We start from the raw sequence: 20,620 nt of genomic DNA, 5'->3' as shown, positions 1-20,620 counted from the left end.
ATCAAGCGAGCATGGACTTTACCTTCACCGAAGAACAAGAGACGGTCGGCAAGGTGGCCCGTCAACTCTTCGAGCACCGCGCCACCCCCGACGCTCTGACCGACCTGGAATCCGGCGGGGTTCGCCACGACGAAGCGATGTGGCGCGAACTCGCTTCGTCGGACCTGCTGGGCATCGCGCTGCCCGAGTCCGTCGGCGGCAGCGGACGCGGCTTCCTCGAGCTCGGCGTGCTACTCGCCGAGATCGGCTGGAGCGTTGCGCCCGCGCCCGTCTACGCGACCCTCCTGCTCGGCGCGGATACCATTGCGCGACACGGTGACTCGGCTATCCACGAGCGATACCTCCCGGGAGTGGTGGACGGCAGCACGATCCTCACAGCCGCGCTCGCCGAACAGGGCAACTCCGACCCGACCGCGCCACGCACAACCGCGCGCGCCGACGGCGACGCCTGGACCCTCGACGGCAGCAAGGAGCTCGTACCGGCGGCGCAGCTTGCCGAAGCCATCGTGGTTTCGGCTCAAGCCGACGACGGCCCGGCCTTGTTCGTCGTCGATGCGGCGGCCGACGGCGTGACCGTGTCGCCGGTGGCGACCACCAACGGTGAGCCCTACGCGGACGTCGAACTGACTGGCGTCGTGGGGCATCGACTCAACGGGGGTGGCGCCGCGGACGCGGTCGGCTCGCTGTACACCAGGGCACTGGTCGGTTTGTGCGCGATGCAACTCGGCGTCGCCGAACGCGCGTTGAAGATCGCCGCTTCCTACACCGGCGAACGCGAGCAGTTCGGCAGACCCATCGGCTCGTTCCAGGCCGTGCAGCAACGGCTGGCCGATGCATTCATCGACGTCGAGGCGATCCGGTGGACCACCTGGCACGCCGCGTGGCTGATCGCCGAGGGTCGGCCCGCGACGCGCGAGGCCGCCATCGCCAAGTTCTGGGCGGCTGAAGCCGGAGCGCGGGTCGTGGCGTCGGCCCAGCAGGTCCACGGCGGCATTGGCATCGACGTCACTTACCCGCTCCACCGATATTTCCTGTGGGGCAAGCAGATCGAGCTCTCCCTGGGCGCGGCCCCCCTCCAGCTCGCCCGCCTGGGCGCGACCTACCCGGAAGGAAGCAGATGACCTCCACCGCCGATCGCACCACCACGCTGGCGTGGGACTCGATCAATGTGGGTGACGAAGTCGCCCCGCTGGATGTTCCGGTGACCACCACGCTGATCGTCGCCGGGGCCATCGCATCCCGTGATTACATGCCGGTTCACCACGACCGCGATTTCGCGAACTCCCAAGGATCGAAAGACATCTTCTTGAACATCCTCACGACCAATGGTCTCTGCGTGAAATTCCTGCACGACTGGGCGGGCCCGGAGGCGATGATCAGGAAACTGTCCATCCGCCTCGGCGTACCCGCATACCCGAATGATCCGCTCCGGTTCACTGGTTCGGTCACGGACAAGTCCCAGACCGACCGCGAAGGACTTGTCGAGGTCACCTTCAAAGGCACCAACAGCCTCGGTGACCACGTCTCCGGGACCGCGGTGCTCAGCCTGCTCCACGGTGTGGACTTATGAGCGACGGTATCGGCGGTAAAGCCGCGCTGGCCGGTATCGGACAGACCGAGTTTTCCAAGGAATCGGGCCGCACCGAGATGCAACTGGCGTGCGAGGCGGTGCTCGCCGCGATCCGCGACGCCGGGCTGACGCCCGCGGACATCGACGGCATGGTCACCTTCAGCGTGGACGACAACGAGGAGATCGAGGTCGCCCGCAACGTCGGCATCCGGGAACTGACGTTCTTCACCCGGGTTCCGCACGGCGGTGGCGCGGCGGCCGGCACCGTCATGCAGGCCGCCATGGCGGTCGCGACCGGAGCGGCAAAAGCGGTGGTGTGCTACCGAGCCTTCAACGAGCGCTCCGGCTTCCGCTTCGGCGGCGCCGGCCGCCAGCCGGGCGTGACACCGCTGTGGATGGCGCCCTACGCGCCGTTCGGCTTCATGACGCCGGCCGCCTGGGTGGCCTTGCACGCCCACCGTTACATGACGACGTACGGCGTCACCAACGCGGACTTCGGCAAGATCTCCGTCATCGACCGCAAGCACGCCGCGAGGAATCCCGATGCGTGGTTCTACGGGAAGCCGATCACCCTCGAGCAACACCAGCAATCACGATGGATCATCGAGCCGGTGTTGCGACTGCTCGACTGCTGTCAGGAAAGCGACGGCGGCGTTGCCATGGTGGTGACCAGCGTCGAGAGGGCACGAGACTTGGCCAAGCCGCCCGCCGTCATCACGGCCGCCGCCCAGGGCGCCGCCCATGACGGCGAGGTGATGACGAGTTACTACCGCGAGGACATCACCGGGCTGCCGGAGATGGGCGTCGTCGGCGACAAACTGTGGCGGGATTCCGGCCTTAAACCACAAGATATTTCGACGGCGTTCCTCTACGACCACTTCACGCCCTTCGTCTTCACCCAACTCGAGGAACTCGGCTTCTGCGGCCGCGGCGAGGCCAAGGACTTCGTCTCGGTCGACGAGCTGTCACTCGGCGGCCGCATGCCGATCAACACCAACGGCGGCCTGCTGGGCGAGGCATACATCCACGGCATGAACGGCATCACCGAGGGCGTCCGTCAGGTGCGCGGCACGTCGCACAATCAGGTGGACAACGTCGAACACGTGCTGGTCACGTCGGGCACCGGCGTTCCCACCAGTGGCTTGATTCTCGCCCCCGATCACTGAGCACGCAGGCGAGGAAAGCCGATGACGCAGGCTACCGCGGTCGACACCCGAGCGGCGCTCATTTCGGCCGCGTTCGCCTGCTTCCGAACGCGCGGCTTGCGCAAGACGACGATCGTCGACATCGCACGCGCCGCCGACGTGTCCAGAAGCACGTTCTACGAATACTTCCGGGACAAGGAGACGATTGTCGAGGCTTGCGCGGAGGAGGCGTCACAAAGCTTCTATCGCAAGCTGGCAAAGGCGATTGACCGCGACGGCGGCAGCACCCTGGAGGAAAAGCTGGTCCGCGCAGCGGTTTTCGTTACCCAAGCCCGCCGGGTGGTGGAGCACGAGTCATATTTCGACGAAGAACAGGTCAACTTGATGTTGACCAAGAACGCGTCGACCCTAGTGCGGGAATGCGGTGAATTTCTCGCGCCATACATCTCCGCGGCGAGGCTGACCGGTGAGGTGCGCAACGACCTCGACGTTCGATCGGCGTCGGAGTGGTTTGCACGAATCCTGCTGTCTTTGTTCACAACCCCGTCACCCTATCTCGACGTGGATGACGACGCGGTGGCCGACTTCGTCCGAGCGTATGTCGTGCGGGGATTCAGCCATGAGCGAGGCAAACGAAGCAGCGCGTGGCTCCCGAGACCGCCAAGCTGACGGCAGGACGATGTGCACCTAGGACCCCGCCTTGGCGCGTGCGCCGTCGAGAGACGGCACTGCGTGGCCGCCCACTCGGTCGACCTCGCGCAACAGAGGTTTCGCGGCAGCATGGATTTCGCTCATCGTCATGGCGCGTAGTGGGTGGAACCCAAGGATGAGTCGCACATGTCCCCTATCGTCAAGGACGGGCGCCGAGATGGTGGCAACCCGGAGCGCATCGCGTGCGCCGTCGCCGGATAGCAGGTTCGCCGATATGAATTCGATGCGCAATTGGTCGACGACGGAGCGCAAGTTGTGGGGCACTGTCTCGGTAGACAGCGTCTCGATCGCATGAGCCGCCTGCGCCAGCGCGGGAGTCATCCAATCGACGTCATAACCGCGGTCGCGCGTCTGAGCCAACACTGCGCGAAGGCGCTCCGCCAGCGACGTGTCTCCGGCCGCGCCGCGCTGAATCCACGATTCCTGTTGGGTTGGGATATCCCATGCGGCGCAGGCGATCCCAAACGGCGGTGCATAGGGGATCCGCTCGAGGGAAGCGACCGGTGCGTTAGACCCGTCGGGACTTTCGAACGCGGTGATCACCAGTTCGTCTCCACTGCGCTCGACCACCGAGGCCGGCGCACCGGTTGCCTCAGTGAGACGGTGGATGGCTTCGCGAGCGACAGCCAGAAGTGGGCGCGCTGCTTCGAACCTCTCCGCGATGAGGGCAATAGTGGGACCAAGATCAAACTTCTTGGAAATGGGATCACGCGTCGCCCAACCGCGGTCACACAACGTCTTGAGTATGGAGTGCGCCGTGGCCTGAGAAAGGCCAAGTTCGCGAGCGACGTCGGAGAAGCGGTGCCCGCCATCCTCCGGCCTGCTGAGAAACTCAACGACATCGAGGACACGCTCGGCCGGTGCTGACGTGACTCCGCGCATCTTGACTCCTCTCGCGCCGCATTCTACGGTCGACTCAGTATTTAGATGAATTATTCTCTAATAGTAGAGAATATCGCATGAGGATGTGGGTGCCGGTGCGTGCCGTAGTGCTGCGAGGCGGGGAGCTTACGGTCCGCGAGACTGCCGATCCCGTTCCCGGGCAGGGCGATTTGCTGCTCAAGACCCTCAGCACCGCGATCTGTGCGTCCGACGTGCACTACATGGACCATCCCGAATTGGCGATCGACGATCCGACGGGTCGGTCGCTCTACGACCCCGACCGCGACGTTGTCCTGGGGCACGAGTTCGTGGGTGAAGTGATCGGCCACGGCCCTGGATGCGGCGAGGCCTTCCCGATCGGGGCCAGGGTGACGTCGATGCCGATCCGGTTGGTCGACGGCGGCGCTGGGGGTCTACGCATTATCGGACAGCACCCCGAGGCGCAGGGCAGTTTCGGAGAGTTGCTTGTGGTACCCGAGGCGACCGCAAGGGTGATAGAGGGCTCGGTGTCCAGCGATGCGGTCGCCGTGGTCGACGCCTTCGCGGTCGGCGAGTTTTATGTCCGCGCCTCGAATCTGCAGCCCGGCGAGATCCCGATCGTCGTCGGCGCGGGCGCAATCGGGCTGTCGGCGGTCGCTGCGCTCAGCGCGCGGGGGGTTGATCCGATCATCGTGTCCGACTTCAGCGCCGACCGCCGCGAACTGGCCCAGTCCGGGTTCGGCGCGCATGTTCTGGTCGATCCGGCACAGCGGTCGGTGTTCGACGCCTTCCGCACGTTGCGCGCCGAACGCCACATGAACGGCTCCGCCGTGGTGTTCGAATGCGTTGGCGCTGCGGGTCTCATCGACAGCATCGTCGCGGAGGCGGAGTTCTCATCGCGCATTTACTGCGCGGGTGGCTGGTACACCGGCGACACCCTCGACATCACCAAAGCCACCCGAAACGGCCTGACTCTCCAGTTCGGTGGAGGACCGCTCCCGCAGGACTGGTACGGCGTTCTGGATGCGGTCGTCGGGGGGAAGCTGAACCCACTGCCCAGCGTCGGCAAGATCATCGGCCTCGACGAGGTGCCCGCGGCGCTGGCGGCGGCGCGGCGATCCGAAGGCCCACCCCGCGTCGTGATCCACCCGAACGGTGACTTCTGATGTCGGACCGCGACGACATTTTCGACCTCACAGTCCGGTATGCAACGGCAATCGACAGCCGGCAATACCGGCTTCTCACGACAGTCTTCGCCGAGGATGCGCGCATCGACTACGGTGTGGTCGGCCAGTGGACCGGTGGCGCAGAGGTTGCGCGGTTCATGGAGGCAGCGCACGTCGGCGCGGCGCACACGATCCATCGAATGACCAACCAGGCCATCTCAATAGACACCGACACCGCGACGATCCGCACCTACGTCGACGCACTGATCCTGATGGAGGACGGCTCGGGCGCGAACCCCGTCGGTTACTACGACGACCACGCCGTACGGACGCCGGACGGTTGGCGGATCGACCGCCGTACCTACACCTCGGTTCGGCTCGCTGCGGTGCCGGGCGCCCATGGGTGACATCGCACGGAGGTACGGACCGTGGGCGGTGATCGTCGGCGCGTCCGACGGATGCGGCGCCTTGTTCGCCGAGAGGTTGGCGCAGGAAGGAGTGAACGTTGCGCTGGTCGCTCGTCGCCGACGCGTGCTCGACACGGTAGCCGAGGCGATTCACGAGCGCACCGGTGTCAAAACCCGGACGCTCGCCATCGATCTCACCGAGCCCGACGCTGCCCAGTCCATCATCGACGCCACCGCAGACCTCGAGGTCGGCATGCTGGTGTACTGCGCCGGCGGGGATCCGAACTACCAGCCTTTTCTTGCCAATCCGGTATCGACAGCCGAAGCCCTGCTGCAACGCAACTGCCTGGTGCTGATGCGGTTGTGTCACCACTTCTCGGGCCTCATGGTCGACCGAGGACGCGGCGGCATCGTGAACTTCACTTCTGGTGCTGCGCTAGCCGGTGGCCGAAACATGGTGGCATACGGAGGAACCAAAGCCTTCGACATGGTTTTCACTGAGGGGCTGTGGGCGGAGTTGCACGACAAGGGCGTGGACGTCCTGGGTCTGGTCCTCGGCATGACCGATACACCGGCTCTGCGGCAACTGGAATTCGAGCGCGGCCGACTGAAATCCGTCGACGAGGTTCCCCAGGGTGCGGTGACAGCCGCGAGCGTGGTGGACGAGGCGTTCGCCAACCTCGGCAACGGACCGACGATCGCCACGGGCGATGACGTCCGGATGGCATTTGAACTTTTCAAGTCCATGACACGCAACGAAGTGGTTCGAATGATCATGCAGGCCAGCGCCGAAGTCATGGGTTCCGACGCACGGCAGCCCGGTTAGCAGCGACCGTGTTCACCCTTCGCTTCGACATGCGAGCGCCCACCATCGGAGCGCCGGCCACCGAGTTGTACGCCGCCGCCAGCGAGATGTCGGCATGGGCCGAGCAGCATGGCTGTATCGCCGTCGTGCTCTGCGAACACCACTGCGCGGACGACGGTTATCTGCCGTCGCCGTTACTGCTCGGTGCGGCCATTGCCGCTCGCACGAAGCAACTCTTGGTGAACCTGACAATTCTGCTGCCCTTCTACGATCCGGCACGGCTGGCCGAGGACATCGCCGTGCTGGATCACATCAGCGCGGGCAGAGCCACCTACGTCTTCGGAATCGGATATCGCGCTGAGGAATACGCTCACTTCGGACTCTCGATGTCCGACCGCGGCAGGCTGGCGGACGAGAAGCTCGGCGTGTTACGCCGCCTCCTCGCCGGCGAAGAGATCGAACACGGCGGCAGACGAATGAAAGTCACCCCGCGGCCGCGCACGCCGGAAGGCCCCATGATGAGCTGGGGCGGCGCCAGCCTGGCGGCCGCGCGGCGCGCTGGACGTAACGGTCTCGGCTTGCTCGCCAACGGCGGGGTGCCAGGAATGCGGGAAGCTTACGAAAAAGCATGTCGCGACAACGGCTTCGAGCCCGGCTTTGTCGTCATCCCCGAGCGTGACGCGGCCACCAACTGCTTCGTGGCCGACGATGTCGACGCGGCGTGGGACGAGATCGGCAAGTACCTCCTGCACGATGCAATCGCCTACTCGGAATGGAATCCCGACAACGCGGTATCCGCCAACATCACCACCGCCAGGACCATCGACGAGCTGCGCAACACGTCGTCACACGTGATCCTCTCGGTCGACGAAGCGCGGAAGCGCATCGCAGCAGGTGAAATGTTCAACATTTCGCCACTGTGCGGCGGGATACCGCCCGCGATCGCATGGCCCTACTTGAAGAGATTCGCCGAGCTGCAGTAGTCGAAAGGACACGAGATGAGCCTTGACGGGGGCGCGGCGGAAGTAGGCACGTCTTTGGGATCCGTTCACTTCGACCCCTTCTCGGATGAATTCTTCAACGATCCGTTCGAGATTTACCGCCAACTACGCGATCGGGCGCCGGTCTACCACAGCACGCAGTACGACTTCTGGGCCCTTTCCCGCTATGAGGATGTCGCGAGCGCGATGCGCGATCACGAAAGGTATTCCTCGGCGAAGGGTGTGACGCTCGATCATTTCATCGATCCCGACGCGATGATCCCGCACGGAGTGATCATCATGATGGACCCTCCGCAGCACACCAGAATGCGGTCGCTGGTAAACAAGGTTTTCACCCCGCGTGCGATCGCCAAGCTCGAGCCGATGATCCGGAAGGTGATCGACACAATCGCGCAAACCATCGATGTGACGTCGTTCGACATAGTCGAGGACTTCTCGGCGCTGTTCCCCGTCGAGATCATCACCACGATGTTGGGGGTGCCGCCGGACGGTCGCCAGCAGATCCGGCACTGGCTCGACGCACTGCTGGAACGCGAGCCGGGAAACATCAGCACGACGCCGCACGGCCGCGAGGCGGCGGTGACCATGTGGAGGTACTACTACGACCTTGTCGTCGAGAAACGCGCCAACCCACAGGACGACATGATTTCGCGGCTCACCCAGGTCGAGGTCGAACGCGACGACGGCACCATGACTCGCCTCGACGACACGGAGATTTCGGCCTTTGCGTCGATGCTCGGCGGTGCGGGCGCCGAGACGGTGACCAAGCTGGTCGCAAGCGCCGCAGTGGTGTTTGCGCGACACCAGGACCAATGGCAGGCACTGAGGCGAGACCGAAGCCTCATTCCCGCCGCCTTCGAAGAGCTGCTGCGTTACGAGGGGCCATCGCAATACGACATCCGTTGGAGCAAGGTCGATGTAGAACTTCATGGCACGGTGATACCCAAGCACAATCCGGTGATGCTCATCAATGGTTCGGCCACCAGGGATGAGCGAGCGTTCGTCGATGCAGATCGCTTCGACATCAATCGTCGGCACTCCGGCCACAACCTCGGATTCGGCTACGGAATACACAGCTGTCTTGGCGCGGCACTGGCGCGCATGGAGGGACGCATTGCCATCGATGCCCTGTTGGACTTGATCCCCGAGTTCGAGGTAGACGTCGCGGGCCTGCAACGGGTCAAGATGCCGAATGTCTTCGGATGGGGACGCGTGCCCGTACGTGCGGTAGCGCAATGATCCGTCCTCACGAACTCGCTGCTCTCATCGGTGCGCGAAGCGGGTGGAGACGCAAGCCGCGGTCCGGCGCTCTTAGGAAAACGCACATAGGAGATTGAGCAATGGCAACTGAGAAATCCAGAAAGTATCGGGTTGTTCACGTGGGCACGGGATTGACCGGTAAGGAGGCACTCCGGGCAGTCCTCGGTGATCCGGCACTGGAACTCGTCGGAGTCAAAGTGTCCACGCCCGAGAAGGCCGGAGTTGACGCGGGTCGCCTTTGTGGCGAACCGGAGGTCGGTATACCGGCAACCGACGATCTCGACGCGGTGCTGGCTCTGCGGCCCGACTGTGTCACCTACTGTGCCACCGCCGTCCGGCGCGAGAATGACGCGATCACCGACATCATCACTTACCTCGAGGCGGGGATCAACGTCGTGACGATCTCGACGATCCCAATGGTCTACCCGCCTGCGGCGCCACCGGAGTGGCGCGCGGCCGTCGAAGCCGCGGCGGCGAATGGCAATTCGACCTTCTACGCCACCGGCGCCGAGCCGGGCTTCATTAGTCTCAACGTCCCCACCGCCCTGCTTGCCGGCGCCGGAACCGTCGATTCCTACCGGATGGACGAATATGCGATCGACCTGGACAAGTCCTATCCCATTTGGGAGGTGCTGCACGAATCCATGGGCTTTGGAAAGCCGAACGGGCACGTGCCCGCCCGAATCGCATCGGGCAAGGTCACCCACGACTGGGAGACCGTGGTGCGCTACATCGCCGACACCCTAGGCCTGGAACTCGATGGAGTCGAACTGGATTGGGAAACACTTCTCGCGCCAACGGATTTGCAGACTGCCCTCGGCACGATTGCTGAAGGGACGATTTGCGCGCACCGCTGGCAGCTGGCCGGCGTCATCGATGGGCGGTCAGTGGTCGCGGTGCAGTATTTCGCGACGGTGAGTTCCACACCCTGGCCGCAGCGTTGGCCGCGGCCGTCGAGGGAAAACCAAGGCGGCATGGTCATCCGGGTCGAGGGACGGCCCAGTATGTCCCTGGAGCTGTACTTCGAGCAATCGCCCTCGGATCGGGTCAATCCGGGTGTAGCGGTGACAGCGCTGGCCGCGGTCAACTCCATACCCGCGGTCGTGGACGCGGCGCCTGGCGTGCTTGGCTCTCCCTTGGCGGGTCCGGCGATAGTGAGCAGGCAATCGCGAACGCGCCCTGTTTAGTGACCCGCTTGCGCGAATCAGCCTGCCGGCGCGCGAGCGCGCTGTGGTCAATTGCGCCGCAAAACCCGGCGCGATCAGAATCTGGGTCGCGGGTTGCTTTGCGATGAAGGGCATCTCACTTCACCCACACCCGTGACCGAAGCAGCGAAGGACGCGTTGCGCGAGCCTCTCGATGCGCTGACCGGCGAACCGATCAGTTCTGGACAGCCGGTCAAGGCGCCAAACCTCAACCTACAATGCTGCCTTCACGCAGGAAGTTCTCTGTGTACGCCTGATACGTCAGGCTGTCGCGATCGAGGCCGATGAGATCGAGGAAGGGGTGCCACTCCCGGGAATCGACAAACCAGTCCCAACGAGTGATGTGGCCCTCGTCATTGGTCCATACGTAATCCCATTCGTGAAGCTGCAGAACGGTCCCGTCGGCCAGCGTTCCCGCATAGGTGTCGCGGACCGCAAACCCCCAATCGGCGGGCCTGCAGTCGAACGGGGTAACGATTCGAAAGTCGGGCATGTGCTTCCACCACATGCGGAATTCGCAGGTAAGCATGTCACCGTCGGGCGCGTAGCGTTGCATGGCCGCGAGCACCTCCTCGGAGGCGAGGTCGGCCATCACATGATCGGCGCCGCCGTTGAACAGGGGGCACACCATTACGGCGTCTGGCGAGTAGATCCACTCATCGCCGTATGTGATTTTTTTCGTCTCCGGGGCTCTTGCGTACGTCTCCCATTTTGCGCGGGCCAGCCTGTGGTGCAGGGCAACTCGATCGGAGGTCATGCTCCGCGCGTCCTGTGTACGGGCACATTGGACCACCCACAAACATTCGCCATCGCCACCCGCCGCAGTCCACCGCGGTCGACTTCATAGTCAGGGAGGAGATCGAGCAGCGCCTCGAGCGCGATGCGGCTCTCCATCCTTGCCAGCGCCGCCCCCAGACAACTGTGCACGCCATACCCGAAGGCGAGGTTGAAGCCCATTCTGCGCTCCCGGTCGATGTCCAGCCGGTCGGGATCGGGGAACATCCGTTCGTCGCGGGTCGCCGAGCCCGTGACGAGCAGGACTGCGCTGCCCGCGGGAATGGTGCTGCCGTGCAAGGTCACATCGCGGGTGGCGGTGCGTACCTGGTACTGCGAGGGCGCCTCATAGCGCAACAATTCTTCGACGGCGGCGGGCACCTTGCTGCGGTCATTCCGCAGCTTCTGCCACTGATCCGGAAAGTCGGCGAAGGCGACCACGGCGTTGCCGACGAGTTTCGTCACCGTCTCGGCGCCAGCTCCCCCAAGCATGGTCGCGAATCCGGTGATATCGACGTCGGTGAGCTTCTCCACCTGACCGTCCCGCTCGATCTCGGTTTCGATGAGCCGGCTGATCATGTCGTCACGAGGTTCGGCGCGGCGCTGCTGCACGAGGTCGTAGTAGTAGAGACCGGTTTTCATCGACGCTTCCCGGCCTGCGGCGGTGGTGGCGATCCCACCCGGGTGGCGTTCGAGGAGCAGATCCAGCCAAATGCGGATCTGGTCGCGGTCCTGCTTGGGCACTCCGAGCATGGTGGTGATGACCTCATTCGGGAACAGCGCCGAGAAATCGGCCACCACATCGAACGAGGAGGGGTCGAGCGCGTCGATGCGTTCGTAGACTTTCTCGCGCACCATGTCTTCCAACGCCGCGATGGCACGCGGCGTGAACACGTTGCTCACCAGCCTGCGCATCTTCTGGTGCTCGGGTGGGTCCATCGAGATGATCACTTTGGGCACTGGTATCGCGTCGTCGTGCGCCTGAACCATGTCCAGCGTCGCACCCTTTGCCGACGAATAGGTTTCGTGGTCCTTGGTAGCGGGCGCCACGTCGTCGTAGCGGGTCAGTGCCCAGAAATCCCACTTCGGGTTGTAGTAGACGGGGGCACTGTCGCGCAGGCGTCTGTACGTGTCGTACGCCCCGTTGAAGAAATCTTCAGAGAATGGATCGAATTCGACGTTACCTTCTGAGACCTGCAATGGCGTAGTAGGAGTCATAGAATCGCTCCGGCCTCTTTGTAGGCTTCGATGGTGTCCCAGTCCAGGCCCGCTTCCATCAGCACCTCCTCGGTGTGCTGGCCGTGCTCGGGCGCCCCCGAAGGGGTGACGGCCGTCTCGTCGAATTGGACGGGGTTGGTGGGCAACGAGTAAGGCGCTCCGCTCATCGTCGCGGTCTTCGCGACATAGCCGTTCGCGGTCACCGCCGGGTCGTGGCAGACCTCCCCCGGTGTCTGCACCACACCCCAGGCGCCGGAGAGGTCTGCGAGCGCCTCACGCCATTCGACGAGTGTGCGTTGGGCAAACGCTTCGTCCATCAGCGAGATGAGTTCCGCCCGGTTGGCGAATCGCGTTGCCGCCTCGGCAAATCGCGCATCATCGACGAGTTCGGGTAGGCCGATCGCGCGCATCGCTTCCGCATAGAACTTGTCCAGTTGCAACATCATCAGCTGGACGTGGCGATCGTCTTTTGTGCGGTAGGTCCCGACCAAAGGGTTGGGCGCGTCGGCGTGGCGCCAGCTCGGAGCCGCGCCGCCGCCATGAATCTGGCTCACTGCGATGTCGGGGCTGAGGTTCCAAGCCGCAAGCCCGAGGAGGGAGACATCCACCACCGATCCCTGACCGGTGGTCGCCTTCCGGTACAGCGCTGCCGCGATACCCCCAGCGATCGTCATTCCGCCGAGCAGGTCGCCGAAGGCGGGTCGTGAACGCACCAATTCCTCAGCGTCCTCGGTGAGCATGGCGGCGATGCCGCCGCGCGCCCAGTAAGAGACGCCGTCATAGCCGGGCTTGTCGGCGTCGGGTCCCTTCGGGCCGTGGCCCGACCCTCGTACGTAGACGATGTTGGGGTTGACGGCCCTGATGTCGTCGACGTCGATGCCCATCTTCTTGCGGCGGCTTGGTAGGTAGCTGGTGAGGAACACGTCGCAGGTGGCCGCGAGCTTGCGGATGACGTCTTGGCCTCCGGGAGTGCTCAGATCGACGCCGATCGACTTCTTGCCCCGATTCGGTATCTCGATCATGTAGTTGACGGCGCCACCACCCTCGTCGACGATGCCCATCGTCACGAGGCCGCGTTGCGGGTCGCCTCCCTCGCGCGGCTCGACCTTGATGACCTCGGCACCCCATTCCGCCAGCACGGCGCCGGCCGACGGCACGAAGGTCCACGCGGCAACCTCCAGCACGCGAACACCGCTGAGTACTTTGTCGACGGAAATGACGGCCTCCATGGGTCACGGCAGTACGGGTGCGAGCGCACCAACAGTTGGGAAACGGCGGTAATGCTCGTTTACACGTTTCGAGAATGTCAGTTTCGAGGGAGTTTGTAAACCGCGGCGGCGCCAACGGGGCAGCGCCGAAGTGCTTACGGACGCGCCGACAGCCGTCCCGGCAAGCCCGGATCACCATCGGCCCAAAAGGCCCGCCAGGTCGGCATCCGTTGGGGCATAGCCGCACGCAACCGAACGTCGGTCGGCCATCGCATGAACTCGGGACCGGGGCGCTCGGTGACATCGACGGAGTACCAGGGATGCTCCCGCCGCTTGACGAAGCACCACTGGCCGTCGCGGCGCTCATAGACGTCGTCGTAGCGCATCGTGATCACATACCATCCGTCGCCGTCCTCGTGTTCGGCGCGGCAGTAAATCGCTCCGGTCGCATGATCGGCGTCGACGAAGTCGAACTGGTGACCGCAGATCAGGTGGATGCTGCGGTAGAACCGTCGGAGCACGCGGTCATACCAGCGCCTCAACGCATCCCTGCCGCGCCCCTCGGCGCCCGCGTCGACATCGTCGACGAACAACGCCACCAATGCATCGAGATCACGGGCATCGAGGGCCATCGCATACTTGCCGGGTAACTGGCTAATCGCGAGGCTCGACTCCACTCGGTCCAACCGGTCATCGCCGGTCGAACCCTTCAATCCTGTGGCCATCGCGGTATTGTAGGCTCACACCGCCTAATGAGAACCGCTGTTCTCGGTTTCGGAAAGGCTACTATTCTGCGCTCATGCCCTTTCCGACGATCTTGCCCACGATCCCTGCACTGGTGAGGTTTTGCGCAGCCCGTTTCGGCGACAGGCCGTTCCTCATCGCCGACGGGCGGAGATTGTCCTACGCCGATCTCGACCGCCGTTCGGCCGCCCTGGCCGCCGCCCTGTTGGCGCAGGGCATCAGCAAGGGCGACCACGTCGGAATCCTGATGCCCAACAGCGTCGACTGGGCACTGGCGTGGTTTGCCACCACACGCATCGGTGCGGTCGCTGTTCCGCTCAACACCTTCTATAAGGCCTCCGAACTGGCCTGGACCGCCCGCCATGCGGACCTGAACGCAATCTTGGCGTGGCCGCGGTTCCGCAATCACGACTTTTTGACCCGGCTGGAAGATGCACTGCCGGGTCTCGCCGGTCAGGACCGGCCAGGGCGCATCATGGTCCGCAAGGCCCCCTTCCTACGGACTGTCGCGGTGTGGGGACCGTCTGATCGGGCCTGGACGACGAGGATCCACGCCGACGGCGCGCTGCCGGCCGCCGACGCCGACTTCCTCGTCGACGTGGAGTCGTGCGTGACCCCGGCCGACGAGGTGATGATCATCTACACCTCGGGCAGCACCGGTGACCCGAAAGGGCCCGTGCACACCCAGGGAACGCTGGTCCGCCACACCTACAACCTCACCTTCATGTACGCCGTCACCCACGACGACGTGATGTTCACGTCCATGCCCTTCTTCTGGGTGGGCGGGCTGATCACCGGATTGCACGCGGTGATCCACCACGGCGCGACGCTGATCACTCAGCCCGCGTTCGATGCAGCAGAGGCGTTGGAGCTGATGGAGCGACACCGCGCGACCATCGCGCTGGGCTGGCCGCAGCAGGGTAAGACGCTGTCCGAGCATCCCGACTTCTCAGCACGCGATCTGAGTTCGGTGCACCGCACCAGCATGCCCGCGATGGTGCCACCCCAGCATCAACCCAAGGGCTCCAGCGGCCTGGGAATGACCGAGCTGTGCGGCAACCACCTCGGCGTCGATCCCTATCTGCCGCAAACGCCCGATCGGTCCGAAACCGGCGGCCCACCAATCGAAGGGCTGCACCACCTGATCGTCGACCCCGACACGGGACAGCCGGCGCCCACTGGCACGCCCGGCGAAATATGGGTTCGCGGATACTCGTTGATGCAGCGGCTGCACAAGTGCGAGCGCGAGGACGTGTTCACGTCGGACGGCTACTACCGAACGGGCGACTGCGGCATCGAGTACGACGACGGTTGGATCAAGTTCACCGGACGGTTGGGCGACCTGATCAAGACCGGTGGGGGCACCAACGTCACACCCAGCGAAGTCGAACTGGCACTGGCCGACTGCGACGGCGTGCTCGAGGCATATGTGGTCGGAGCGGAGAGCGCTGAACACGGAACGGTAGTCGCGGCTGCGGTGGTGCCGCGCGGCGAATCCGCACTCGACGCCGAGTCTTTGCGAGCGCAACTGCGCGACCGGCTGTCGGCGTACAAGGTTCCCAAGCACATTTGGGTCACCGCCAAGCGAGACCTTCCGTTCACCGCGACCGGCAAAGTCAAGAAGTCGGAGCTGGCGCGGCAACTCAGCGAACAGTTGCGCTCGGCTACGAGCTAACCGGTTGCCCGTCGGGCATATTCGTGGTCATCAGGGTCAACGGGATGCCGAACAACGGCTCCAATTTGACTTCGGTCAGTTCGAATCCGTCGCCTTCGTGCCGCTGCCGGAAGTCGGACTTCACGCCGTACCTCGCGGCGATGTCCTCGCCCGCGGCACAATCCGCGGTGCGTACGATGACGGAGAACAGCCCGTCACCGTTGCGCGCGAGAAAGTCCGCCGCGGTACCGGCATCCGTTGGTGCCGCGGCGGTCGGGGCGATGAGCTCGAACCCGCGGTCCCAGTCGAGGCGAACCTGCAGACCAAGGCGCTCTAACTCGAAAGCCTGGAACTGAAAGCCCAAAGCGCTCAGGTAGTCGGCAGCGCGGTCGAGGCGCTCAAGAGCGACGGCGAACACAACGTGGTGCAACTGCGGCAGCTGGGGTGACATGCCAAAGACTCTACGAGCGCATAAAGAGAGATTTCAATTATCGGAAATATCGATTCTCGTTGCGGTAGATTCGCGGCTGCACACCCACACGTCCTGGCGGAGAGGCGCTTTGTGGCACTCGAGCAGTTCAACCTAGACGGTCAAGTGGCGATTGTCACCGGCGCCGGGCGCGGCGTCGGCGAGGGTATCGCCAAGGTCCTTGCGGAAGCGGGCGCCACGGTGGTCGGTACGGCGCGTACGACGTCCGAGGTGGAGCGGACGGTCACGGACATCGAAGAATCGGGCGGCAAAGGACTCGCAATCACCGCCGACGCGCTACAACGCTCCGACAGCGAGCGCGTGGTCCAGACCGCGGTCGACAAGTTCGGCCGCATCGACATCCTGGTCAACAACGTCGGTTTCGCAACTTACGGCCCATTTCTGCGCCTGACCGACGACAACCTCCGGGAAACCTTCGATTATTGCGTCACTTCCGCTTTCATCATGAGCCAGTTGGTCGTGCCGCACATGCTGGCGGTGGGCCGGGGCTCGATCGTGAACATCTCGTCGGGAGCGGGCCGATTCGGGATCCGGGGATTACTGCCCTATTCCGTGGCCAAGGGTGGACTCGAAGCCCTGACCCGCGCCATGGCCCAGGAGCTCGCCCCCAAGATCCGCGTCAATGCGATCGCCCTGGGCGCATTCATGACCACCGGGCTGCAGTCCAGCTTCGACCTGATGCCTGGGTCCGAGGAGAAACTGAAGGAGCTGACGCCGCTGCATCGTATCGGTGACGTCGCGGACCTCGGCCGGCTGACGTTGTACCTGTGCACCCGCGATTGCTATGCGACGAACTCGACCTTCATTGTCGACGGCGGCCTCCAGGGTCCGAATTCCTCTCTGCCCATCCCCGATCTGTAGCCAGACGCAGCCGACAAAGGAGTAACCAGCATGGCAGAGAAGGTTTTACGCGTCGCCGTAATATCGACGGGCGGCGTCGGAAGCATCGCGTTGCGGGCCATCCACCGGCGCGCACACCTCGATCTGGTCGGTGTATGGGTGCACAGCGCCGAAAAGACGGGTCGCGATGCCGGCGACGTTGTCGGGCTGGGCCCTATCGGTGTGACGACCACTGCCGACCTGGACGACATCATCAGACTCAAGCCCGACTGCGTGGTCTACGCGGCTTTGGGGGCCGACATGGATGCGGCCGCGGTGCCCGACTATGTCCGATTTCTGAAGGCCGGCATCAATGTCGTTACGACCAACACACCGGGGATGATGTTTCCCGACAGATGGATTCCCGACCTGGCCGACCAAGTACGAGCGGCGGCGCTCGCCGGCGGCGTCACCATCTACACCTCGGGTATCGAACCGGGATTCGCCGGTGATCAGTTCGCCGTCATGCTGTCGACCTTGTCCAACACCATCCGGTCGGTCCGCGCGCAGGAGATCTTCGACTACTCGGCCTACCCCAACGAGTACTCGATGTTCGACGCGATGGGCTTTGGCCGTCCGCTGGACTTCAGGCCACTGCTCGAACTGGAGGGCGCACAGCGGTTCGCCTGGGGACCACCTATCGGTCTGGTGGCACGAGCTCTTGGCGTCGAGCTCGACGAAGTGACAGAACGCTACGAGCGCGTGCTCACACCACGCGACCTCCACGTCGCGTGCGGGTTGATCCCGGCAGGCACCTGTGGGGCGGTGCGGGCCGAGACGACCGGAATCGTCAACGGCCACCCGGTGATCACCATCGAACACATCAACCGCATGGCGCCCGATCTGGCACCCGAGTGGGCGTCGGCACCGCACGGGACGTACCGCGTCGTCATCGAGGGCGAGCCGCACATCCACTGCGATCTTCGGTTCGGTACCGAACCGACGGCGCAGTCAGCGAACGACGATGCCATGCAGGCGACGGCCATGCGGGTGGTCAACGCAATCCCGTACGTCATCGATGCGGCACCGGGCATCGCCACGTCGTTGGATCTGCCGATCACCGCGCCCCGCAACGCGGTGGATGTGAGCTAGACGGTGAACATCGGCCCGCGGGGAGCGCCCCTTACCTCGTTGCCGCCGTCGATCGCAAAGCTCTGCCCGGTCATCCAACTCGACTCGGGTCCCGCCAGGTAACGGACGCCCGGGGCGATATCGTCAGACACCCCGAGGCGGCCCAACGGGACGCGTTCGAGGAAGCTGCTGGTCAGCTCTTCCAGGTGGATGTAGCCCTGCGTGGTGGCCGCCTCGGTCAGGCCGGGCCGGACGGCATTGACACGAATTCCCCTAGGGCCCAACTCTGATGCCGCGACCCGGATCATCATCTCGAGTGCGGCCTTGCCCGCCGAGTAGTGCCCAAGGCCCTCCATCGGGATCTTCGACGACGTCGAAGAGATGAACACGATCGACCCGCCGTTCGTCATCAGCGGTGCCGAGTAGCGCAGCGCCAAGAAGTTTGACCGCAGATTGCCCATCACGAAGTTGGTGAAGGTCTCGAGATCGAGCCCAGTCAGTGGTCCGGTGCCGCCGGTGGCCACCGTGCCCACGACGATGTCCAGCCGACCCTTGAGGTCATGGGCCGCCTCGGCGGCCGCCGCGACGGTCCCCTCGTCTTCGGGATCGCCCTTCTTGACGACAATTTCGGCATCCGGGACCGCGGCGAGGATGCCGTCGCGGGCCGCGTCCAGGCGCTTGCTCGATCTCCCCAAAAGGTACAGCGCCGCACCGTCAGCGGCGAGCAGCTTGGCGCTCGCCTGGGCAATTCCGGCTGACGCCCCCAGGATGAATGCCGTCTGACCGTCAAGTACGCCCATGCGACCCCGCCTCCATTTATGTATCGGCAGCAGAATACTAATTCTCCTTAATGAGTAAAGGAAGTTCTCAGAACCAGCGCGGTGATGTAACGTACCCGTGTGGCAGACATGAGCGGCAAGGTTGTACTAATCACCGGTGCCGCCCGTGGCCAGGGCCGAGCGCACGCCGCCAGGTTGAGCGCCGACGGCGCCGACACCATCCTCGTCGATATCGCCGGACCGCTGCCGCCGAGCGTCCCCTACGACTCGGCCACTCCCGATGATCTGGCGCAAACCGCCGACCTCGTGGTGGCGAATGGCAGACGTGCCGTCACGGCGATCGTCGACACCCGCGACCATGACGCCCTCTGTGCCGCCGTCGATAAGGCTGTTGCCGAACTCGGCAGGCTTGACGTGATCGTCGCCAATGCCGGCATCTGTTGTCCGGCTCCCTGGGACCGCGTCTCCCCCAGCGATTTTCAGGACACGGTCAACGTCAACCTGGTCGGGACCTGGAACACGGTCATGGCCGGAGCGAAGCACATCATCGCCGGCGGACGTGGCGGGTCGATCATTCTGATCGGATCGGTGGCGGGGGTGAAAGTGGAGCCCTTCATGGTGGCGTACACGGCGAGCAAGCACGGCGTTACCGGCCTCGCCCGCTCATTCGCGGTCGAACTCGGCCGTTACGACATCCGGGTGAACAGCCTCCATCCCGGATCGGTCGCGACACCCATGGGTAGCGGGCGGATGATCGAAGCGATGCAGGAGGCGGCGGAGTCGTATTCGCATCCCCAGTACGGCTTCAGCAAGCAACTCATCCCCACTGCCGTGACGATGCCTGAGGACATCGCGAACGCCGTTGCTTGGCTGGCCTCAGACGAATCGCGGTTCGTCACGGCTTCGGCGATTTCCGTCGATGTCGGGGTCGCTCAGGCTTAGCAGGACGGCGCTCAGTTCGGCCGGTCGGGCGAAAAACGGTGAGTGGCCACCGTCCAACTCGAAGACCCGAGCGCCGATCCGGCCGGCCGCATTGCGCCGGGCCCAGGACCCGCCGACCGCGCGATCATCGCGCATGAGCACGTAGTCCGAGGGCGTGTCGGGCCAGCGGTCGATCGGACAACGTTCGATTAACACCGTAAAGGATTGGTGTCGCAACTCATTGAACGCTTTGCGCCCCAGCGCTTCTGGGCAGTCATGATAGAAGCCTTCCCGCACCGCCTCCCAAGACAGGCCGAACGGTCCCTCACCCTGTTCTTGCGGCTCAGGAAAAGAGATCGCATCGGGGTTGGCGGCCAGGTGGTCGGCGAACGACTCTCCGGGCACGGGCAGGAGGCCACCGACGAACACCATTCTTTGCACCGGGTGGAGCGTGGCGATGACCGGTGCGCACAGCCCCGACAGCGAATGTGCCACAACGACGACGTCCTCGACCATGTCGGGGGACGCGGCACCGACTCGGGCTCCCTCGATCGCGTCGATCGCCACCCGCGCCCATTCCAGGGCACCCGCCGACTCATCATCGACCGGCAGATCCGGCGCAACGACCCGGTGACCACGCCGCGCGAGCTCCACGGCGACCCCGTCCCAGCACGAGCCATCATGCAGCCCGCCGTGCAGCAGCGCGAACAGCGTCATGCTCGGGTCCGCGAGATCCGGGTGGCGAGCTCTG

General features: G+C 64.4%; 22 protein-coding genes. 14 read left to right on the top strand and 8 right to left on the bottom strand.

Features of this window, described 5'->3' with window-relative positions; translation table 11 throughout:
• Window positions 1-11 precede the first annotated feature (11 nt).
• The 4 genes from A5701_RS01170 to A5701_RS01155 are packed head-to-tail and all read left to right on the top strand — an operon-like array spanning window position 12 to window position 3,384.
• Window positions 12-1,121 (top strand): acyl-CoA dehydrogenase family protein, encoded by a 1,110-nt coding sequence (locus A5701_RS01170; RefSeq protein ID WP_067747642.1) that lies wholly within the window; start codon window positions 12-14, stop codon window positions 1,119-1,121.
• A complete protein-coding gene (locus A5701_RS01165) occupies window positions 1,118-1,570 on the top strand; it encodes a MaoC family dehydratase (RefSeq protein ID WP_067747641.1) in 453 nt (150 codons plus the stop codon). Before A5701_RS01170 ends, A5701_RS01165 begins: the two co-directional genes overlap by 4 nt.
• Complete coding sequence (locus tag A5701_RS01160; protein WP_067747638.1) at window positions 1,567-2,736, top strand: lipid-transfer protein; 1,170 nt, start codon at window positions 1,567-1,569, stop codon at window positions 2,734-2,736. Before A5701_RS01165 ends, A5701_RS01160 begins: the two co-directional genes overlap by 4 nt.
• 21 nt (window positions 2,737-2,757) lie before the next feature.
• Entirely contained in the window at window positions 2,758-3,384 is a 627-nt protein-coding gene (locus A5701_RS01155) for a TetR/AcrR family transcriptional regulator (protein WP_067747635.1), read from the top strand.
• Window positions 3,385-3,402: 18 nt separating this feature from the next.
• Here A5701_RS01155 and A5701_RS01150 read toward each other — a convergent pair whose 3' ends face one another.
• Window positions 3,403-4,308: a helix-turn-helix domain-containing protein gene (locus tag A5701_RS01150; protein ID WP_067747633.1), complete on the bottom strand. Its 906-nt coding sequence runs from the start codon at window positions 4,306-4,308 to the stop codon at window positions 3,403-3,405.
• Between the two features lie 77 nt (window positions 4,309-4,385).
• On the opposite strand from A5701_RS01150, the gene A5701_RS01145 reads away from it, so the two are divergent.
• The 6 genes from A5701_RS01145 to A5701_RS01120 all read left to right on the top strand — a co-directional run bounded on the left by A5701_RS01145 (window position 4,386) and on the right by A5701_RS01120 (window position 10,113).
• On the top strand, window positions 4,386-5,453 hold the full coding sequence (locus A5701_RS01145) for a zinc-binding dehydrogenase (RefSeq protein ID WP_231972741.1): 1,068 nt from the start codon (window positions 4,386-4,388) through the stop codon (window positions 5,451-5,453).
• A complete protein-coding gene (locus tag A5701_RS01140) occupies window positions 5,453-5,860 on the top strand; it encodes a nuclear transport factor 2 family protein (RefSeq protein ID WP_067747629.1) in 408 nt (135 codons plus the stop codon). The genes A5701_RS01145 and A5701_RS01140 overlap by 1 nt, the downstream gene beginning before the upstream one ends.
• Window positions 5,853-6,686 (top strand): SDR family oxidoreductase, encoded by an 834-nt coding sequence (locus tag A5701_RS01135; RefSeq protein WP_067747627.1) that lies wholly within the window; start codon window positions 5,853-5,855, stop codon window positions 6,684-6,686. Before A5701_RS01140 ends, A5701_RS01135 begins: the two co-directional genes overlap by 8 nt.
• 8 nt (window positions 6,687-6,694) lie before the next feature.
• Window positions 6,695-7,648, top strand: coding sequence for an LLM class flavin-dependent oxidoreductase (locus tag A5701_RS01130; RefSeq protein ID WP_067747625.1), 954 nt, complete (start codon window positions 6,695-6,697; stop codon window positions 7,646-7,648).
• A gap of 15 nt (window positions 7,649-7,663) precedes the next feature.
• Window positions 7,664-8,905, top strand: a complete 1,242-nt coding sequence (locus A5701_RS01125; protein WP_067747622.1) for a cytochrome P450 — start codon at window positions 7,664-7,666, stop codon at window positions 8,903-8,905.
• A gap of 101 nt (window positions 8,906-9,006) precedes the next feature.
• Window positions 9,007-10,113, top strand: a complete 1,107-nt coding sequence (locus A5701_RS01120; protein WP_369807374.1) for a dihydrodipicolinate reductase — start codon at window positions 9,007-9,009, stop codon at window positions 10,111-10,113.
• A 226-nt stretch (window positions 10,114-10,339) separates the two neighbouring features.
• Here A5701_RS01120 and A5701_RS01115 read toward each other — a convergent pair whose 3' ends face one another.
• From A5701_RS01115 to A5701_RS01100, 4 genes are all read right to left on the bottom strand, one after another.
• The gene (locus A5701_RS01115) at window positions 10,340-10,888 is read right to left on the bottom strand and encodes a hypothetical protein (protein ID WP_067747620.1); all 549 of its coding nucleotides are present in this window, start codon (window positions 10,886-10,888) and stop codon (window positions 10,340-10,342) included.
• Window positions 10,885-12,123, bottom strand: a complete 1,239-nt coding sequence (locus A5701_RS01110) for a cytochrome P450 (RefSeq protein ID WP_067747618.1) — start codon at window positions 12,121-12,123, stop codon at window positions 10,885-10,887. Before A5701_RS01110 ends, A5701_RS01115 begins: the two co-directional genes overlap by 4 nt.
• Window positions 12,120-13,352: a CaiB/BaiF CoA-transferase family protein gene (locus A5701_RS01105; RefSeq protein ID WP_067747616.1), complete on the bottom strand. Its 1,233-nt coding sequence runs from the start codon at window positions 13,350-13,352 to the stop codon at window positions 12,120-12,122. Before A5701_RS01105 ends, A5701_RS01110 begins: the two co-directional genes overlap by 4 nt.
• Before the next feature lie 134 nt (window positions 13,353-13,486).
• Window positions 13,487-14,017, bottom strand: a complete 531-nt coding sequence (locus tag A5701_RS01100) for a nuclear transport factor 2 family protein (protein ID WP_067747662.1) — start codon at window positions 14,015-14,017, stop codon at window positions 13,487-13,489.
• A gap of 113 nt (window positions 14,018-14,130) precedes the next feature.
• Here A5701_RS01100 and A5701_RS01095 point away from each other — a divergent pair, with 113 nt between their 5' ends.
• Window positions 14,131-15,750: a class I adenylate-forming enzyme family protein gene (locus A5701_RS01095; protein WP_067747614.1), complete on the top strand. Its 1,620-nt coding sequence runs from the start codon at window positions 14,131-14,133 to the stop codon at window positions 15,748-15,750.
• Here A5701_RS01095 and A5701_RS01090 read toward each other — a convergent pair.
• Entirely contained in the window at window positions 15,740-16,180 is a 441-nt protein-coding gene (locus A5701_RS01090) for a VOC family protein (RefSeq protein ID WP_067747613.1), read from the bottom strand. The genes A5701_RS01095 and A5701_RS01090 overlap by 11 nt on opposite strands.
• A gap of 111 nt (window positions 16,181-16,291) precedes the next feature.
• Between A5701_RS01090 and A5701_RS01085 the strand changes: the two genes are divergently transcribed.
• Both A5701_RS01085 and A5701_RS01080 read left to right on the top strand, forming a co-directional pair.
• Window positions 16,292-17,080 (top strand): SDR family NAD(P)-dependent oxidoreductase, encoded by a 789-nt coding sequence (locus A5701_RS01085; protein ID WP_067747611.1) that lies wholly within the window; start codon window positions 16,292-16,294, stop codon window positions 17,078-17,080.
• Between the two features lie 30 nt (window positions 17,081-17,110).
• Window positions 17,111-18,190, top strand: coding sequence for a dihydrodipicolinate reductase (locus A5701_RS01080; RefSeq protein ID WP_067747609.1), 1,080 nt, complete (start codon window positions 17,111-17,113; stop codon window positions 18,188-18,190).
• Here the strand turns inward: A5701_RS01080 and A5701_RS01075 are convergent.
• Window positions 18,187-18,969: an SDR family NAD(P)-dependent oxidoreductase gene (locus tag A5701_RS01075; protein ID WP_067747607.1), complete on the bottom strand. Its 783-nt coding sequence runs from the start codon at window positions 18,967-18,969 to the stop codon at window positions 18,187-18,189. The two genes, A5701_RS01080 and A5701_RS01075, sit on opposite strands and share 4 nt — an antisense overlap.
• A gap of 108 nt (window positions 18,970-19,077) precedes the next feature.
• On the opposite strand from A5701_RS01075, the gene A5701_RS01070 reads away from it, so the two are divergent.
• On the top strand, window positions 19,078-19,890 hold the full coding sequence (locus A5701_RS01070) for a mycofactocin-coupled SDR family oxidoreductase (RefSeq protein WP_067747605.1): 813 nt from the start codon (window positions 19,078-19,080) through the stop codon (window positions 19,888-19,890).
• Here A5701_RS01070 and A5701_RS01065 read toward each other — a convergent pair.
• Complete coding sequence (locus tag A5701_RS01065) at window positions 19,825-20,586, bottom strand: alpha/beta fold hydrolase (protein ID WP_067747603.1); 762 nt, start codon at window positions 20,584-20,586, stop codon at window positions 19,825-19,827. The two genes, A5701_RS01070 and A5701_RS01065, sit on opposite strands and share 66 nt — an antisense overlap.
• Window positions 20,587-20,620 lie beyond the last annotated feature (34 nt).

This window comes from Mycobacterium sp. E3305, assembly GCF_001666785.1.
Taxonomy (GTDB): domain Bacteria; phylum Actinomycetota; class Actinomycetes; order Mycobacteriales; family Mycobacteriaceae; genus Mycobacterium.
The sequence above is the reverse complement of the archived record's forward strand: the minus strand, read 5'-3'. Positions and strand labels throughout refer to the sequence as shown.

Coding starts and splice junctions, on each gene's coding strand:
- A5701_RS01170 (WP_067747642.1), top strand. CDS start 12: ATGGACTTTACCTTCACCGAAGAACAAGAGACGGTCGGCAAGGTGGCC.
- A5701_RS01165 (WP_067747641.1), top strand. CDS start 1,118: ATGACCTCCACCGCCGATCGCACCACCACGCTGGCGTGGGACTCGATC.
- A5701_RS01160 (WP_067747638.1), top strand. CDS start 1,567: ATGAGCGACGGTATCGGCGGTAAAGCCGCGCTGGCCGGTATCGGACAG.
- A5701_RS01155 (WP_067747635.1), top strand. CDS start 2,758: ATGACGCAGGCTACCGCGGTCGACACCCGAGCGGCGCTCATTTCGGCC.
- A5701_RS01150 (WP_067747633.1), bottom strand. CDS start 4,308: ATGCGCGGAGTCACGTCAGCACCGGCCGAGCGTGTCCTCGATGTCGTT.
- A5701_RS01145 (WP_231972741.1), top strand. CDS start 4,386: ATGAGGATGTGGGTGCCGGTGCGTGCCGTAGTGCTGCGAGGCGGGGAG.
- A5701_RS01140 (WP_067747629.1), top strand. CDS start 5,453: ATGTCGGACCGCGACGACATTTTCGACCTCACAGTCCGGTATGCAACG.
- A5701_RS01135 (WP_067747627.1), top strand. CDS start 5,853: ATGGGTGACATCGCACGGAGGTACGGACCGTGGGCGGTGATCGTCGGC.
- A5701_RS01125 (WP_067747622.1), top strand. CDS start 7,664: ATGAGCCTTGACGGGGGCGCGGCGGAAGTAGGCACGTCTTTGGGATCC.
- A5701_RS01120 (WP_369807374.1), top strand. CDS start 9,007: ATGGCAACTGAGAAATCCAGAAAGTATCGGGTTGTTCACGTGGGCACG.
- A5701_RS01115 (WP_067747620.1), bottom strand. CDS start 10,888: ATGACCTCCGATCGAGTTGCCCTGCACCACAGGCTGGCCCGCGCAAAA.
- A5701_RS01110 (WP_067747618.1), bottom strand. CDS start 12,123: ATGACTCCTACTACGCCATTGCAGGTCTCAGAAGGTAACGTCGAATTC.
- A5701_RS01105 (WP_067747616.1), bottom strand. CDS start 13,352: ATGGAGGCCGTCATTTCCGTCGACAAAGTACTCAGCGGTGTTCGCGTG.
- A5701_RS01095 (WP_067747614.1), top strand. CDS start 14,131: ATGCCCTTTCCGACGATCTTGCCCACGATCCCTGCACTGGTGAGGTTT.
- A5701_RS01090 (WP_067747613.1), bottom strand. CDS start 16,180: ATGTCACCCCAGCTGCCGCAGTTGCACCACGTTGTGTTCGCCGTCGCT.
- A5701_RS01080 (WP_067747609.1), top strand. CDS start 17,111: ATGGCAGAGAAGGTTTTACGCGTCGCCGTAATATCGACGGGCGGCGTC.
- A5701_RS01075 (WP_067747607.1), bottom strand. CDS start 18,969: ATGGGCGTACTTGACGGTCAGACGGCATTCATCCTGGGGGCGTCAGCC.
- A5701_RS01070 (WP_067747605.1), top strand. CDS start 19,078: ATGAGCGGCAAGGTTGTACTAATCACCGGTGCCGCCCGTGGCCAGGGC.
- A5701_RS01065 (WP_067747603.1), bottom strand. CDS start 20,586: ATGACGCTGTTCGCGCTGCTGCACGGCGGGCTGCATGATGGCTCGTGC.